This is a genomic window from Anaerostipes sp. CAG:276, assembly GCF_000432215.1.
GTDB classification, from domain to species: domain Bacteria; phylum Bacillota; class Clostridia; order Lachnospirales; family Lachnospiraceae; genus Anaerostipes; species Anaerostipes caccae.
In genome coordinates, this window is record NZ_FR889184.1 from 46692 (window position 1) to 63813 (window position 17122).

At 44.3% G+C, this 17122-nt stretch carries 18 protein-coding genes; 1 reads left to right on the forward strand and 17 read right to left on the reverse strand.

Annotated elements, in window-relative coordinates:
- Window positions 1-31: 31 nt before the first annotated feature.
- The 17 genes from QVP35_RS07040 to QVP35_RS07120 all read right to left on the reverse strand — a co-directional run bounded on the left by QVP35_RS07040 (window position 32) and on the right by QVP35_RS07120 (window position 16229).
- Window positions 32-796, reverse strand: a complete 765-nt coding sequence (locus QVP35_RS07040) for a DeoR/GlpR family DNA-binding transcription regulator (RefSeq protein ID WP_009290919.1) — start codon at window positions 794-796, stop codon at window positions 32-34.
- A gap of 21 nt (window positions 797-817) precedes the next feature.
- Window positions 818-2071, reverse strand: a complete 1254-nt coding sequence (locus tag QVP35_RS07045) for a zinc-binding dehydrogenase (RefSeq protein ID WP_009290918.1) — start codon at window positions 2069-2071, stop codon at window positions 818-820.
- A gap of 194 nt (window positions 2072-2265) precedes the next feature.
- On the reverse strand, window positions 2266-2946 hold the full coding sequence (locus QVP35_RS07050) for a TIGR00266 family protein (RefSeq protein ID WP_009290917.1): 681 nt from the start codon (window positions 2944-2946) through the stop codon (window positions 2266-2268).
- A gap of 17 nt (window positions 2947-2963) precedes the next feature.
- Complete coding sequence (locus tag QVP35_RS07055; protein WP_006566375.1) at window positions 2964-4574, reverse strand: CTP synthase; 1611 nt, start codon at window positions 4572-4574, stop codon at window positions 2964-2966.
- Window positions 4575-5173: 599 nt separating this feature from the next.
- Window positions 5174-5338, reverse strand: a complete 165-nt coding sequence (locus QVP35_RS07060) for a FeoB-associated Cys-rich membrane protein (RefSeq protein WP_006566377.1) — start codon at window positions 5336-5338, stop codon at window positions 5174-5176.
- A gap of 260 nt (window positions 5339-5598) precedes the next feature.
- A complete protein-coding gene (dhaL, locus tag QVP35_RS07065; protein ID WP_009290916.1) occupies window positions 5599-6240 on the reverse strand; it encodes a dihydroxyacetone kinase subunit DhaL in 642 nt (213 codons plus the stop codon).
- 121 nt (window positions 6241-6361) lie between these two features.
- Window positions 6362-7360, reverse strand: a complete 999-nt coding sequence (locus tag QVP35_RS07070; RefSeq protein ID WP_022260957.1) for a dihydroxyacetone kinase subunit DhaK — start codon at window positions 7358-7360, stop codon at window positions 6362-6364.
- Between the two features lie 12 nt (window positions 7361-7372).
- Entirely contained in the window at window positions 7373-8230 is an 858-nt protein-coding gene (locus QVP35_RS07075; RefSeq protein ID WP_009290913.1) for a sugar phosphate isomerase/epimerase family protein, read from the reverse strand.
- A gap of 30 nt (window positions 8231-8260) precedes the next feature.
- A complete protein-coding gene (rpiB, locus tag QVP35_RS07080) occupies window positions 8261-8710 on the reverse strand; it encodes a ribose 5-phosphate isomerase B (RefSeq protein WP_006566381.1) in 450 nt (149 codons plus the stop codon).
- A complete protein-coding gene (locus QVP35_RS07085) occupies window positions 8707-9375 on the reverse strand; it encodes an HAD family hydrolase (protein ID WP_009290912.1) in 669 nt (222 codons plus the stop codon). The genes rpiB and QVP35_RS07085 overlap by 4 nt, the downstream gene beginning before the upstream one ends.
- Before the next feature lie 159 nt (window positions 9376-9534).
- Entirely contained in the window at window positions 9535-10449 is a 915-nt protein-coding gene (locus QVP35_RS07090; protein ID WP_006566383.1) for a cupin domain-containing protein, read from the reverse strand.
- A 30-nt stretch (window positions 10450-10479) separates the two neighbouring features.
- Window positions 10480-11529 carry a PTS fructose transporter subunit IIC gene (locus QVP35_RS07095; protein ID WP_009290911.1) on the reverse strand — a complete coding sequence of 350 codons (1050 nt, stop codon included), beginning with the start codon at window positions 11527-11529 and terminating at the stop codon, window positions 10480-10482.
- 38 nt (window positions 11530-11567) lie between these two features.
- Complete coding sequence (locus QVP35_RS07100; protein ID WP_006566385.1) at window positions 11568-11873, reverse strand: PTS fructose transporter subunit IIB; 306 nt, start codon at window positions 11871-11873, stop codon at window positions 11568-11570.
- A 17-nt stretch (window positions 11874-11890) separates the two neighbouring features.
- A complete protein-coding gene (locus QVP35_RS07105) occupies window positions 11891-12358 on the reverse strand; it encodes a PTS sugar transporter subunit IIA (protein ID WP_009290910.1) in 468 nt (155 codons plus the stop codon).
- A gap of 28 nt (window positions 12359-12386) precedes the next feature.
- Complete coding sequence (locus tag QVP35_RS07110; protein ID WP_006566387.1) at window positions 12387-13271, reverse strand: class II fructose-bisphosphate aldolase; 885 nt, start codon at window positions 13269-13271, stop codon at window positions 12387-12389.
- 39 nt (window positions 13272-13310) lie between these two features.
- The gene (locus QVP35_RS07115; RefSeq protein WP_009290909.1) at window positions 13311-15266 is read right to left on the reverse strand and encodes a BglG family transcription antiterminator; all 1956 of its coding nucleotides are present in this window, start codon (window positions 15264-15266) and stop codon (window positions 13311-13313) included.
- A gap of 291 nt (window positions 15267-15557) precedes the next feature.
- On the reverse strand, window positions 15558-16229 hold the full coding sequence (locus tag QVP35_RS07120; protein ID WP_009290908.1) for a C40 family peptidase: 672 nt from the start codon (window positions 16227-16229) through the stop codon (window positions 15558-15560).
- Between the two features lie 243 nt (window positions 16230-16472).
- On the opposite strand from QVP35_RS07120, the gene QVP35_RS07125 reads away from it, so the two are divergent.
- Window positions 16473-17122 (forward strand): DegV family protein (locus tag QVP35_RS07125; RefSeq protein ID WP_288187790.1); only part of this gene is annotated, 650 nt, incomplete at its 3' end.

Sequence of the window (17122 nt, forward strand, 5' to 3'; positions counted from 1 at the left end):
ATCTCCTTCATTTCCGTGCAAATGTTCCCCCTCATTTGCAGATCTTTACTTCAAGTCCCTGTTCTTCGATCGCTGTTTTATCTAATTTGGAAATTCCGGAATCCGTGAGCATTAATTTAAATTCGCTCAGCCTGGCAAACTTACAAAAAGCTCTCTGCCCAATCTTTGAGCTGTCGCAGAGCATATAGATTTCTCCTGCCGCTTTCATCATAGCCCGCTTAAGCTCTTTCATCTCTTCATTGCTCGTAGTCGCCCCCTCAAAGACAGACAGAGCATTCGGAGACAAAAATACTTTATTCACTGCTATACTCTTAAGAAAGTCAGTACCGATGGCTCCCTGAGTCAGTCGAAAATTATTTCTCACTTTTCCCCCGACAATATAGAGTTCAATCCACGGATTTTCCTGCAGTTCCAACGCAATCTGAAGATCGTTGGTGATAACTTTGATGTTTTTCACATCTTTTAACAGCAGCGCAAGCTCCAGCGTAGTGCTTCCGCTGTCCAAGATAACCGCGTCTCCCTCTTTCACATAAGCTCTGGCGATTCTGGCAATGGCTTTCTTTTCTTCTTCGTGCCCTCTTCTGAGTGATAAGAAGTCTTCTTTCTGTAAAACATCTTCTTTCAGCAATGCACCGCCGTGGGTACGGACGATGGACCCCTCTTCTTCCATCGCCCGCAGGTCAGCCCGCAGGGTCGCCCCGGTAACCTGAAACTCTTCGATGAGCTCTTTCACCTCAGCCCGCTTATGCTTTTTCAAATATAATAGAATCTGTTCTCTTCTTTCCTCTGCAAACATTGGCACCCCTCATATCTTTTCTTATGCCCCGAAATGATCGAATAAGATCTTCTCTGCTTCTGCATTCCACAGGCCGTTGTGTTTGTCACATGCATCGGCAAGCTTAGCATAAAGAGGATCTGTTTCTCCAAGTTTTCTGAAATCATCAATCGCTGTGAGCGGCATGTCAAACTGCATATAAGTAAGTTTCTTTCCTCCTGGGATGTCCGGAAGATTCTTGGTTGTCTCAGCAACAGCGTCGATACCTCCGATATGTGTGATCATAACCGCCGGCTTAATTTCCTTGGATGCCGCCTTGTTGATCGCCTCTTTCATATCTTCAATGGTTCCTCCGGTGCTTCCCAAAATTTTGGTTCTGGAGTAATGGCAGTCATACAGATTCATGTTCGCTGAGAACTTTGGATCTGTCGGTCCTGCAAACAGGTTCATGCATCCGTCGTAAGCGAGCAGCTTATTTCCAAGTTCTGCAACGCCAGTGATCGGAACATATACGAATACGTCATCATATCCATGCCCTTCTGTAATATCCATCAATTCTTTTTCCTGATCTTCCATAGCCGCAGTATTCACATAGTGAAGTTCTACGCCTGCTGCCTTTGCGTCTTCAATAGAGATCACCTGTTTTGCCCGTTCTACACGGTCATCGCTGATGTCTGTAACTACAACACGTTTCGGTTTATTTTCAAAAGCCAACGCATAGCTTACGGCGCCCAGCCCCATAGGTCCGCATCCGCCGAGGATCAGGATATTTCCGCCTTCTTTTGTACCCATCACGTGCTCATAGCTTCCCGGAACCGTGTGGTAATTTGTATGGTAACCGCTAATGACGCAGCACATCGGCTCTGCCACGGAAGCATCAAAGTAGCTGTCTCCTTCAAATGTCCATACACATCCCTTTTCAATGATATCATTTGGGAAAATACAGTAGGTTGCAGCACCGCCGCAGTACTGATAAGAATATCCGGGAGACTCCATCTGTCCCGGGATCGCCGGCTGCTGAGCAAATTTCTGCCCCGGCTTAAACTGATCCTGCCACTTCTTACCAACTTTCACAATATCACCGGCAAATTCATGTCCTACCAAAACCGGATGATCTGCTACGTCATTCGGCACCCTTTTGTGTCCGGCTCCCTGTTTTACTGTCTTCCATGTTGACATACAGATACTGTCACTTACAACTTTTACCAAGATCTCGTCATCTTTGATCTCCGGCAGTTCAAATTCTTCTAATCTGATGTCATCTACTCCGTACAATCTTACACCTTTAACCTGCATAATGCCCTCCTTGAGATTTTCATGTGTTTTCATTTCTTTTTATTATGAAAATATCATAACACTTTTATTTTCATTTAGCAATACAATTTTAATATATTATAAAACTTTTCCATTTCCACACTGCTGCTCCTTTAAACCACAAAAAAACTGCCCTGTAAATTAACGGGGCAGTTTTTGTCTTCTGTATGCTCTGATCAGCTGCCGGAAGGTATCAGCGATGCAATCCTTCCTGCAAAATCATTGAAATTCTGTGTCTGTAATATAATCTTTCCAGGACCGGTGAGCTTTGTGAGAAATAATCCCTCGCCCCCGAAAAAGATATTTTTAACGCCTTTGATCCGCTCAATCTCATAACTGATACCGTCTTCAAAAGCTACTACATTTCCGGTATCAACGAGTATGGTCTCTCCCGGAGCCAGTTCCTTCGTCACCGCATCTCCGTCGACTTCCAGAAATGCCATGCCGTCTCCGGAAAGTCTCTGCAGTATGAAGCCCTCTCCTCCGAAGGCTCCTGCTGACAGCTTTTTGGTAAAAATAGTCTCCAGAGAAACGCTCCTCTGAGCGCACAGAAAAGCCTTTTTCTGACAGATCATTCCTCCGGTCCCCTGAAACTGAAGCGGAAGGATCGTCCCGGGAACAGTTGATGCAAAAGCAATCTTTGCTCCATCTTTGTCAGAAGAGTAAGTTACCATGAAGAGTGACTCTCCGGCAAACTTCCTTCCGATCCCTTTTAAAAATCCACCCTCCATCTTAGACTCCCCTTTGATCGAGGGGTCCATCCATGCCATAGCTCCTGACTGGGTGAACATTGCTTCCCCCTTGTCAAGTTCCACTTCTACTGCTGGTACTGTCTGTCCGATGATTTCATGCTTCATACTGCCGCACCCCTTTCTCAGATCATTCCTCCGTTTTTCAGTGACGCCTCAATAAATCCTCTGAACAGAGGATGTGCCTTGTTTGGTCTTGATTTAAACTCCGGATGTGCCTGTGTTGCCAAAAAGAACGGATGAGACGGAATCTCGATCATCTCTACAATACGCCCGTCCGGTGAGCACCCTGAAAGCATCATACCGTTTTCCTGAAGTACATCCCTGTACTTGTTATTTACCTCGTATCGGTGGCGGTGGCGCTCTGAAATCTCTTTTGTTCCGTAAAGTTCTTCGGCTTTGGAACCGTCTGCCAATACACAAGGATAAGATCCGAGTCTCAGTGTACCCCCGATGTTGGTCACTCCATCCTGATCTGCCATGATATGAATCATCGGATGTTCCGTATTTTCATTAAACTCTTTACTGTGGGCATCTGCGTAGCCAAGGACGTTTCTCGCAAACTCCACGATGGTAAGCTGCATGCCAAGGCACAGTCCCAGATAAGGAATCTTGTGTTCCCTTGCGTACTGAATGGAGCAGATCATGCCCTCAATACCTCTGTCTCCAAATCCTCCCGGAACAATGATACCCTGGACACCGCCCAGCATCTCGTCCACATTGTAAGAGCTGACACGCTCGGAATCCACCCACCGGATGGTGACATCTGCCGAATTGGCAACACCCGCATGTTCCAGAGATTCTACCACGCTGATATAGGCATCGTGGAGTGATACATACTTTCCGACGAGAGCCACTTCTATTTTATGCTTTGGATGCTTCCAGTTGTCGATCATCTTGCGCCACTCTGAAAGATCCGGTTCCGGACACGGAAGATGAAGGCAGGCACAGGCCTCATGTGCCAGATGTTCATTTTCCATCATCAGAGGTACTTCGTATAAAACTTCTGCATCGAGATTTTGGATGACACGCTCTTTTTCCACGTTGCAGAACTGTGCAATCTTTCTCTTAATGCCGTCATCCAGAGGATAATCTGATCTGCACACAAGAATATCCGGCTGAATTCCCATGCCCTGAAGATCTTTGACGCTGGCCTGGGTCGGCTTTGTTTTCAGTTCTCCTGAGCTCTTTAAATAAGGGATCAGGGTCACATGGATCAAAATACAGTTCTCATGTCCCACTTCATGCTGAAACTGCCTCAGTGCCTCTAAAAACGGCTGGCTCTCAATGTCTCCCACCGTACCGCCGATCTCTATGATGGCTACCTCCTGCTCCGTCGCCTCTTCATTTCTATAAAAACGGCTCTTGATCTCGTTGGTCACATGGGGGATCACCTGTACGGTATTCCCGCCGTAGTCACCGCGCCGTTCCTTCTGTAAAATATTCCAGTAAACCTTTCCTGTCGTCACGTTTGATTTTTTGTTCAGCCCTTCGTCGATGAATCTCTCATAATGTCCCAGATCAAGATCTGTCTCCGCTCCGTCATCTGTCACAAAAACTTCTCCGTGCTGGATTGGATTCATAGTTCCCGGGTCAATATTGATGTATGGATCAAACTTCTGGCTGGTTACGTGATAACCCCTCGCTTTCAGTAATCGTCCCAGAGATGCTGCCGTGATTCCTTTTCCAAGACCTGAAACAACACCGCCGGTGACAAACACGTATTTTACTGGCATGATTTTTCCTCCTAAGTTCTAATAATTACAAAATGTTATAATATCATATTTGAACAAAGTGGGCAAGCCCACCTCAGCTCCCCAACCCCTCACTCTTTGAGGGGCTTGACAACTTTGCGTACCAGATGCGATTTGACGTAGTCAAATGATTTCCTTACGCATCTGTGTACAACCCGCGGAGCGTTTGTTATTACTTAGGAAAGACTTTCACGCATTAGCGTGACAAGGTCTTTCCTAAGTAATAGCAAAGCGGACAAGTCCACCTCATTTTTTCTAACAAGTAGAATTTTAAAATAAATTTTTACTCAGATATAGATATTATACCACAAAAAGAAAGCACCCGGTACAGTATTCCTCTCCTCTTGATGAAAAATAAATAAGGAATCGTTGCTTTCTTAACTGACTATTGGTTCTAAAGGTCTATCACTGGGGTATGATTGGCGAATGCCAAAGGAAAGATGAAATAGATCCTGCTGAATGAGGTTCAGAAAAGAGAAACCGTATGGTGCTTTCTATGTTGATAATATATCATACATATTTTTACATGTCAAGATATAAATTACAAAAGGCTGTGATAATACTCACAGCCTTTTACTCACTTACTTTGAGTCTTCTTTTTGTCTGGATGCACAGGATTTAGAGCAGCCGTCACATCCGCAGCCGCACCCCGTTTCTCCCCTGCGGATACGTGAAATAAATCTCCACAGCACAAAAAGAACGATTCCCGCCGCTAAAATCAGGATAACTCCGTCTGTTAAACTCATAGGCTCCTCCTTTTTTTGATAATTGCTATCATTTAATTACCATATCACGAGAAAAACCATAAGTCAAATAGTACTTCAGTTGTTTTTACCCTTATTTAAAAACGTATAAAAACCTCCCATGAATCATATCCTATTTTTTTATTATATTCAGGTTCAAAATTTACTTTTTCTATATTATAAAACATCTCTCTGCACAAAAAATGCACCGGCAAAATCCAGTGCATTTTTCTATAACAGTTCACATTTTTCTTAAATTCTGATTAACTCAACAGTTCTTTTGCAGCCGTTCCAAGCGTGGTCACAATAAAGTAACAGCTTGTAGCTCCCGCATCCAGAACTCCTCTGGAACGTTCTCCAAGGCGGCTTGCACGTCCAATCTTTGCAACCAGGTCCTTGGTAGATTCCCATCCCTTTTTTGCCGCTTCGTTCATAGCATCCAGACACTCAGCAAAGTCTTTGCCTGCATCTTTCGCTTCCATAAAAGCATCCTTTGCCGGAATCAGAGTATCCAGCAGAGTCTTGTCGCCGACCTTTGCCGGACTGATTTCCTGGATTCCCTCCACGGCTCCGCTGATCATCTCTCCGAATACTTCAGCATCGATTTCATCTTTATCTTCGCTTGCCGCAGAGAGTTCATCAAACAACAGACCATAAAGAGGTCCCATAGAACCGCCGATATCCTCCAGTAAAGTCTCACCGAGAGTACAGAGTCCTTCACTCATATTATAGGTCTGTCCCTTGAGCTTTTCCTCACACATGGTAAAACCTTTATTCATGTTAATGCCGTGGTCACCATCGCCGATCTTTCCGTCAATCTCGCTCAGATAATCTCTCTGCTCCTGAATCGTCTTGATGAGCTTATCTACGATGATTCCTGCTTCTGCATTTTTAAAACTTGACATAATTCTTCTCCTCACTTTAAACTCAGACTGCTTCCTTCTGTTATTTATTGTAACATAAGGATCACACTTTTCAATTTGTTTTGGGTCCAGTGATGCTCCAAATTTATGGAAAACGCCGGACTTACAGCTGTTTTAAACCGACAGAGTCGCAGGGCATGTCGATGCATTCTTTCAGTTCATCATCAAGCTTCATCACAGTAAGTGTCACACCCATCATCTCAAGGGAAGTAAAGTAATTACCCACATATGCCTTGTGAACACTGATTCCTTTTTCTGCAAGAACTTCTTCCACACGGTCATAGACGATGTACTGTTCCATCACCGGAGTTGCCCCCAGGCCTGACAGAAGCACTACCACTTCGTCTCCCTCTGCAAACGGCAGGTCCGGAAGGATAATATCCAGCATCTCGTCTGCGATCTCACTTGCAGTCTTTAATGGCTGTACATTGATTCCCGGCTCCCCGTGGTGTCCGATTCCAACTTCCATCGTTCCGTCCTTGATCTCAAAGTTCGGATGCCCCACAGCAGGGATGGTACACGGTGCAGTTCCGATTCCTACGGATCTCGTGTTGTTGATCGCTTTCTGTGCCGCTGCGATGACTCCGTCCAGATCAGCACCCATAGAAGCCTTCGCTCCCCCGACTTTCCACATGAGCACTTCGCCCGCAACACCGCGGCGTTTTTCCAGTTCATCTTTCGGTGCAGACGCACAGTCATCATTTGCCACAACAGTCTTTACTTCAATTCCAAGCTTCTTTGCTTTTCTCATAGCCATCTTGACGTTCATGTTATCGCCTGCATAGTTTCCGTAAAGGCACGCAACACCTTTTCCGGAATCAGCCTCTTTCATGGCATCTAAGAAAGCCTTTGCAGTCGGTGATGAAAAAATTTCTCCCACGGCTACTGCATCACACATATTCTTACCGATATAACCGATGAATGCAGGTTTATGCCCGGAGCCTCCCCCGGTGACGATTCCTACCTTTCCTTCCACAGGTGCATCCTTATATTTCAGGACACGAGGATCTTCCGTAGGTGCCACAATGTCTTTATGTGTCTTTACAAATCCTTTCAGCATATCCTCAACAGCATAATCAGGATTGTTTACAATTCGATTCATCTGTTCTCCCTCCTATATCTCAGCAGCGATGGCTTTCAGATTTTTCAGCCCTTCAATCGCAAGTTCTTCTCCGGTATCGGCAAATTTTCTCCAGATCGCACAGTTGCCGGACAGTTCTTCAAAGCTCGGATCAAAAGATTCGATCACCAAAGGTCCGTCATACCCGATCTCTACTAATGCATTGAAAAATTCTTTAAACGGCACAAGCCCTGTTCCAGGAATACCTCTGTCATTTTCATTGACATGAATGTATCCGAGATATTCTTTGCCGCAGGTCTTTACTGCCCCTGCAAAGCTCTTTTCTTCCCTGATCATGTGGAAGCAGTCGAGATGAACCTTGACATTTCCTGTTCCAACATCCTTACAGAATGCAACTGCATCTTCTGCAATATTCAAGAAATGTGTTTCAAAACGGTTGACACATTCCACACAGATGGTAACATCTCCGGTTTCCTTTGCGTACTCGGCAACTTCCCTCATGCACTCCACGCCCCAGTTCCACTCTTCCTCGGTCCTTGGTTTTTTCGTGAGATATCCCCAGCCTGCATAGTTTACACCGCCTAAGATCGGCGCGCCCAGTTCATTGCAGATATCCACACATTTTTTCATAGCTTTTACGCCTGCCGCACGGATCTCGGCATCCGGAGAGATCGGATTGGTCTCGGGTGTCAGCGTGGTAGTGCAGACACAGTCGATTCCCACTCTCTCTAGCTCTGCCTTCACTTTCTCTACAGGAAATGTGAATGGGTTGGAGATCGCAAAGTCAATGACTTCAAATCCCAGTTCTTTTGCCTTAGGGATGATCCAGAGATGTTCTTCTCCATATGCTTCTGCCCAGATAAACGTATCCACTCCAAATTTAAACTTCATAGAAAACCCTCCTTGTTTATGTACTTGGCTTTATTTGCTGAACTGTTTTTCGTAATATGTAATCCGTTCTACTTTCTCAGTGGACGGTCCGTCTTTGAAGGTAAGTCCCATCCAGATATCCAGTAAATATAATGCCAGCTGAGGTGCGATAACTCTTGCTCCCATACACATCACATTTCCATCGTTGCTCAGGATAGAGCGCTCTGTTGAGAATGGATCATGGCAGACTGCCGCGCGGATGCCCGGCACCTTGTTGGCTGTCATCGCCATGCCGATTCCTGTTCCGCATACAAGGATTCCTCTGTCGCATTCATTGCTGGTTACCTTTTCACAGGTGCGTACTGCCACATCCGGGTAAAGTTCCACTTCCCCCGGTCCCACGCCGTTGTCTACCACTTCATGTCCCGCATCTTCCAGATGCTTTTTAATCGCCTCTTTCAAGTCAAATGCTGCCTCGTCACATCCTAAAGAAATTTTCATTGCTCGCTCCTTTCCAGCAGACCGAGTATTTCCTCCGGCCTGTCTACCACAAAAGTTCCCCCATATGCTTCCAGTTCTTCTCTTCCCCTGAATCCCCAGGAAACGCCGACCGTATCGAGGCCTGCGTTTTTTCCTGTCAGCATATCCGTATTGGAATCCCCGATATAAAGCACCTCTTCCTTTTCAAGACCCATAAGCTCCAAAAGCTTCAGCGCCCCTGCCGGATCAGGCTTCTTGGGTATTCCCTCTCTTTCTCCGTACACATCCACAAACGGAATATGTGCGAAATACTTTTTGATCAGTGCACTGGTATAGTCCGATCTCTTGTTGGAATTGACTCCGAGGGCGATCCCTTTCTCACAAAGCTTCGCCAGCAGTTCCAAAATTCCTTCATAGGGAGCAGTCTTATCCAGATACCTCCGGTCATAGGCTTCTACAAAGGCAGCCACTGCGTCATCAATGGTCTTCTCATCCCTGGCATCCTCAGGAAGGCTTCTCTCCACAAGCTTTTTAAACCCATTTCCTACTTTTTTCTTGTAGTCTTCCGGCCCGTGGAGAGGAAATCCAAACTTCTCCATCACCTCATTGACGGAGTCCGTAAGATCTCCGATTGTATCAAGAAGTGTCCCGTCCAAGTCAAAAATTATGCCTTTGTATTGTCCCATCGTTTATCCCCTTTCCTGCCAAAAAGATTCTTCACGGCATGCCGCAAAGAATCTTTCTAGGCAAATCACCATGTGTTCTTCTTAATTATACACCAATCACTGCGGCGGTTCTATGCCTGGATGATTTATGTATATCTTATCGTGATTTCATGGATGGGATTATAATTCAGTTACTGCAAATACAACTTTTACTGGTTTTGCTTCAAAGTTCACTAACTGATATTTCGTTCCTGCAGGAAGGAAGAACGTATCTTCCGGTTCCATAACGAAGCTTTCCTGAGCGTCAACCAGGTTTACGGTTACCGGTCCGTCAACACAGTAGAGTGCTCCGTCTCCTGCATGTGTGTCAGGATCTGAACATCTCGGTCCGTATCCTCCTGCCGGAAGGATCATCTCGCCGAAGTGTCCGTAATCGTTGCTTGTGATAAATCTCATAAGCATCGGATGAGTTGTTCCGTGTACGTTGTTTAATTTCTCAAAATCACGCACTGCGTAAACAGCTCCGGTTTTTCTTGCTTCTGTCGGATCTACCGGCCAGCATCCGATATCATCGGTGCATCCCTGACGGGAGATATCCTGGATCTTGTCTCTCATATCCGGAAGGTTATCATTGTTCGGTCCTTTGTAGAACTTTGTCTCTTCCTCTGTCGGGATAACTGCCGGAGGAATGGACTCGCTCCATGCTTTTGGAGTGATGAAGTAAAGGATTCTTGCCTTCTGGTCTGAGAAGTTATGGCAGCAGTGCCAAGCACCTTCCGGCATAAACAGTCCCTCTCCTGTCTCTAAGTAAGCAAACTGTCCGTTTCCGCTTCTCTGAACAACCGGTCCGTTTAAGATGTAGTAAGACTCATCTCCAGGATGAATGTCAAGTGGTGCAAATACTCCGCCCGGTCCTAACTCATAAATACCAAGCATGAAGGTATCCGTTGTGATCATTGTAAATGTATTGTCGGATGTAAATGCATTATCCGGCGGATACAGTGCTGTAGAGTAATCCTGCTTGCGGATTAACATCGGTTTCTTGTCGTCTGGTGCAAAAGGGAATTTTCCCATAATATCAAATAACTTTGCCATTTTATTTCTCCTGTTTTGTTTTAATTTTATTTACTCTGCTGCTAATTCTTCTTCCGTTTTCGTTTTAGAAACAAGTACGATCAGTGCAGCTGAAACAGCTCCTGCCACAATTAAGCAGATAAAGAATGGAAGCACTTTGTTCATTGCAAATACTACGAAGACTCCGCCGTGAGGTGCACGGATTGTAATTCCCCATAAGTAAGACATCACAGATCCGACTGCGGATCCAACCATAAAGCACGGAATGTATTTTAAGTTCTTTGCAGCATATGGGATCGCAAACTCTGTGATCATGCATAATGCTCCTGCAAAACATCCTGCGATTCCTGTTCTGTCTTCCTTAGTGAATTTCTTAGGTGCAATCAACATAGCAAATGCCATTGCAAGTGGTGGTGCACAGCAGGCTATAAAGTTTGCTGCCATCGGTGCATAGTTTCCTGTTTCCATACATGCCAGTGCAAATGCGTAAGCAACTTTGTTACATGGGCCTCCCATGTCAAATGCCAGCATACATCCCTGAACAATTCCTAAGAGCACCAGGTTTCCTGTTCCCAGGTTGTTTAACATTGTTGTCAACGCTCCTGTTAATGCTCCTAAAGGTCCTCCAATCACATAGTGCATCAATAAACAAATGCCCGCACATCCGATAACCGGAATAATTAAGGTTGGAAGCAGGGATCTCACTGCATTAGGAAGCGGAATCTTCTTTAACGCATTTACAAGATAGCCCGCGATAATACCTGCAATCAGCGCTCCGATAAATCCTGAGGAATAACCCATTCCCCATGGGTCAGTTGCCAGCCAGCCACCGAACATTCCGACACAGATTCCCGGTTTGTCGGCGATTGAGAATGCTACATACGCACCTAAGATCGGCACCATGAAAGTTCCCAGACCAATCTTACCAATCCAGAAAATGGTTGATGCAAAATTCCTTCCCGGTTCTACTGTATTGGGGATATCGTATCCTCCCAGCAGGAACCCTAAAGCTACTAAAATACCTCCTGCCACTACAAACGGCAGCATATAGGAAACACCGGTTAAAAACGCTTCTTTAATATCATCTACTACGTCTCTCATTTTTCATCCATCCCTTCATATTTTAATTCTCTCTTCTACTACTCTTCTACTTCACTAAAAATAATACTCGGGTCTTTGATCACTGCATGTGGTTTTGTCTGAAAAATCTTGTCTTGGTATGGTGTAAAACGTTCTGCCTTTGTAATTCCTACATCATTCGCAAATACGATCAGGTCAGCTTCTTTGATGTCACGGTCCCTCAACTTGTCTTCGATTCCAAGTGCACCTTGTTTCTCAACCTTACACTTGTATCCTTTCTGTTTACAGATCTTTTGAATCGCCTCTGCCGCCATGTAGGTGTGCGCAATCCCTGTCGCGCACGATGTCACTGCTACAACTTTCATGATACATCCCTCCTTCTCTAGAGTTCTTTGATCCCTTTGATCAAGTCATCATAACTTTCAGCCTTTTCTAATAATGCCAAAAACTCGTCGTGAGCCAGAAATCCTGCCAAAGTTGCCAGCACTCTTAAATGGTAATCATTCTCTTGATTTTCAGAAATCGCCAGAACAAAGATGTACTTTACTTCGCCTGACTCCCCGCCAGACTCATAAATGAACGGCTCTCTGCATCTGCAGAACCCGATTCCGGGTGTCAGGACCTCTTTACATTTCCCGTGAGGGATGGCAATCATATTGCCCATGTAAGTCGGCCCCAAAGTCTCCCGAAAATCCAAAGCCTTTTTGAATGCCCCGGCGTCTGAAACGAGTCCTGCCGTTTCAAACTGTCTGGTCATCACATTGAACATATCATCTTTGTCCTTAAACGGTTCCCGGTCAAGGATCACCATTTCATCGAGCAGCACTTCGGATAAGTCCACACTGTTCATGAAATGTATTCCCTCCCTTTACGGAATCCTATTTCCCGTTTTTAAACGCCTTGATTACGTCTTTTGCATATCCTTTCATGAATTCGAAAGCTTCTTCCTGTAATTCATGGTATGCAATCTTGCCGTCTGTCTCAGCAACACGGTCAGCTACGAATTTTGTTGCTGCCTTTGCCATGTAAGAGTAGTAATTTACTTTTGAGCATCCTGCTGTGATCGCTTCCTGTACCTGAGAGAATTCTACTCCTGAAGCCCCATGCATTACGACACGGCATGTATCCGGAATCGCTGCGCGGAGTGCTTTCACTCTGTCAATGTCCAGTACCGGCGGCTCTGCGTAAATTCCGTGCATCGTTCCGAAACATACAGCCAGTGCATCACATCCTGTCTCTTCAGCAAATGCTTTTGCTTCTTCCGGCTCTGTGAAGAATTCTTTGATGTCTTCGTTTGTCAGAACACGGCTCTCTGCGTCTTCTTCTCCATGAGTATCCTCTGCGGTAGATGCCATAACTCCCAGTTCAGCCTCTACTGTGATTCCTGCAGGATGAGCGATCTTTACGAATTCTTTAACTCTCTTTAAGTTTTCTTCGTAAGGAAGTGCGCTGCAGTCATACATGATAGACGGGAATCCAACTTTTAAAGCTCTAAGTACAAAATCATAGTCACTGCCGTGGTCTAAGTGTACACAAACCGGTACAGATGCTGCCTTCGCATATTTTAACATTTCCGGCCCGATTCTCTCGATCGGAATGAGCGGATCATGTACCTGTGCATGGTCAATGATGATCGGTGTGTTTAATTCTTCTGCCGCACCAATGACTGCACGGATAGTTTCCACGTTCGGGGTGTTGATACATGGAATTGCATACTGCTCCTTCTCTGCGATCTCTAAAATTTCTTTCATGTTTACTAACATAGTGCTTCCTCCTTTAAATTAGATGCCTTTCGGCCATTGTTACCCTGCTTCACTCATTAAAATTTCATAAAACTCTTTTGGTCCCTCCGCATCCAGAAGATGTCCGATCAGTTCTTTATTGCCGATCATCCCATAGAAATACTGGAAAAACCTTAGAATTTCCTCCGAAGTTTCAAAATCAATCGCAATCAGGAACATCAGCCGTACCTTTTCGTTGGGTGTCCATGAAATCGGATATTTCAGCCTTACGACCGCAACGCCGCTCTGCTTCACATAATCTTTGTAAATATGCGGCATTACGATGCCCCTCCCGACGGTGGACGGCCTTTTTAATTCCCGTTTCCACACTTCCTGGCTGAATCCTTTCTCTATGAAACCCTGTTCATACAAAAGGTCGCTTGCGAGCTGTATCACGTCCTGTTTTTCCATGACATTAACGTCGGTTAAGATCAAAGATTCTCTGAAAGATTTCTTTGTCGTCTCCAGCGCATCCGTCATTTTTTTGTCATGATCGAGCTCATCCAGACTCACGGCGATTTTATTGATATCCGCCTGATCGATATGTTTTGTTACTTCGATTGTATTTTCCCTCGGCTCCTTTAGGGGAACCGTAGAAATCAATAATTGTCCTTTCATTGTTTCCGGGTGAAAGTCCCGTATATGAATGCTGTCTATAATCTCAAGCCCTTCAACTGCATTCTCAATCTTAATCTTCTGGTACCTTGCGGTGTGAGGATCTGTGGCAGTAAGAAGCACCGCCTCACGTCCCTCCCTGCTGTCCATCATCGCATTGTGGATCAGCAGTGCGATCCATGCAATCTCGTCCTGGGTCAATATCACAGAAAGCTTACCTTCAATGTCAAAAATATAAGTCATACATGCCGCATATACATCCTGCAGCTGATGCTGCACATCTCTGTGCAGGTCGTCCCATTCCACTAATTTGTAATCACGTTTGATTGTGATCTTTTCTAAAAATGAACTGATGTCATTGATAAGAACTTCATTCTTTAATACATTCTCTTTCTTCATCACGGCCAGAACAATGGAAAGATAGTCCAGTGCGATGTTCTCATATTTTTCATCCTTAGGGCGTATTCCGTGTCCGCAGGTCTTTGCAACCATCAGCTTAGCGGCCAGAAACTGGTATTCTAATGACATGTCTCCGTCTTGAGGAATAATTTCATCTAATATCAACCGAGCCGCATCGAGGAAAGAAGTATCTAACTTGGTCATCTTTCGGCTTCCCGCGTTTTGGAGGATTTTCCCTTCCCCGATACGGTTGATTGTCAGTAATAAATATTCCGTCAGCCGGCAAAAAGAGATATCCACAAAGATTTGATTTAAAAACTCCTCTGCCTTCCGGAGGCTGTCCTGCACCTTCATAATGTTTTCTTTTGGATAATGGTCGGTAAAAAAGGTGTAGGCCCGTTTGCTGATTCGGTAGTCTAAGTTTTCAGGCAGTTTTTCAATATAGGCGTGTTTCCAATACTTTTTGTTTTCAGAATCCACAATTGCCTGTCTTAGATCAAATTCATCTCCCTTGATCTGAATCCCCTGATTCCTTACTTTTGTAAGTGTCAGGTTAAACTCACTTAAATAGTCTTCAATATGCTTCAGATCTTTCTGAATGATATTCCTGCTCACACACAGCTCTTCGGAGAAAAGCTGAATCGTATATTTGGCCGGATAGTAAAATAACGTATCTAATATGTAGTTCTTTCGGTAGTAGAATGATTCCGGATCTTTGTTGGCATATTCATTGAGGTCATCCAGGATCATTTCCCTCTGTTCTTCCGTTGCGACCAAACACAGTCCTTTTCGCGGTGCCGTCAATAGTTTTGCTTCATACTTCTCTATCTCACGGCTGATATCGCTTAAAGAGTGTTTGATGCTGCTGACAGAAACTCCTGTCATTTCAGAAAGTTCATCAGTGGTGAAAAAACCATACGTATCAATCATTCTACGTATTACTTTTTCCTGTAAATTATTCATCTCGTAGGCCTCCTTCAATGAATAAAACCGATGAAGTTAAGCAAGCGTCTTGCTTATGTATTAATCATAATATCCTTCACCGGTTTTGTATATATCTCATAAAATCAGTTTTTGCACTTATATCGGTACAATTAGTATAATTTTTAAAATTAGCGAATGTTTTCTCTATTTTACTACGCCTAACCCTTTCTGAACATGGAAAAAAAGCCCTGGAATCATAAGTTTAGGATAGGGGGTAATGATTCCATGGGCTTTTTTTCTTTAGCCGGTTTGATATTTATCTCCCGGTATTTATCTTACAATCCGCCGTACAGAGACGACTTTCCTGTAATTCGCTTTTGGTGAGATCTTGATGCCGGTCTTTCTGGAACTTGCATGTACGATCTTTCCGCCTCCGATATAGATGGCTACATGTCCGCTGTAGCAGATCAGATCTCCCGGCTGTTTCTTCTTATAAGAAACCTTTTTCCCCGCTCTTCTCTGAGAGGAGGAAGTTCTCGGGATATTATATCCAAAAGAACGGTAGACGGCTTTTGTAAAGCCGGAGCAGTCTGCTCCTGTATTTAAATTTGTTCCGCCCCAGCGGTAAGGATTTCCTACAAACCTTTTGGCGAAACTTGCCACTGTCTTTCCTTTTGTTTTTTTGCTTCCCTTGAGCTTCGGTGCTTTTGTGCTTATCTTTACACGTTTTTTCGGGACAAATCCTTTCTTTCCCTTATAGGAAATCTTCCTCCAGCTGCCGCTTGTATAATAAACGGTGACTTTCTTTCCCTTTTTGATTCTGGCCAATGTCTTTGACTTTTTTGATTTGCTCCTTTTTAAACTTGTAGTCGCACTTTTAATATATCCGGTATAACCCGAGGCTGCCTGCACTTCTTTTTCCGGAAGCGATGCTGCCGCCGTACCTGTTATCATTAAACATGCAACTGCAAACATTGCGGTTCTCTTTGCGATTGCTTTCATTGTATCCTCACTCAATTTCTTTCTATATATTACGTAATTATTACATTTCGTTTACATTTATGAATTATAGCACGTCGTAATAATATTGTAAAGCATTTTGTAATATTTTCGTAATAATTATTCATATTTTATTAACAAGACAAGTTTTCGCTGTATACAGGCACCGGTTTGATAATTTCTGGAATTTCCTTTATAATAGGAAACAACAGATAAATGACTTAAAGAAAGAGAAAAGGGATTACTATGGAACCATTTGTTTTGACCTGCTGTTCCACAGCAGATATGGAAAAAAATTATTTTGAACGGCGTAATATTCCTTATGTATGTTTTCATGTTAATTTAGACGGCAAGGATTACATGGATGATCTGGGAAAAAGTATTTCGTTTGAAGAGTTCTATAAGAAAATACAGGAAGGTGCTCTGGCAGGCACCTCCCAGGTAAATGTAGAAGAATATATCGAATTTTTCGAACCGTTCCTAAAGAATGGTCAGGATATCCTGCATATCAGCCTGTCTTCCGGAATCTCCGGTACATTTAATTCTGCCAATATTGCCAGAGAGGAACTATTAGAAATCTACCCAGACCGTCAAATCCTTCTTGTGGATTCTCTGGGCGCATCTTCTGGCTATGGACTGCTCGTAGATATGGCCGCAGATCTGAGAGACCGCGGGGACAGCATCCGGGATGTGTATGAATGGACTGTCTCCAACAGACTGAAGATCCACCACTGGTTTTTCTCCACAGATCTCACATCCTACATCCGCGGAGGAAGGATTTCCAAGACCTCAGGCTTTATCGGCACGATGCTCGGCATCTGTCCTCTGCTGAATATGGATTCTGAGGGACACCTGATCCCCCGCGCTAAGATTCGGACAAAAAAGCGGGCCATTAA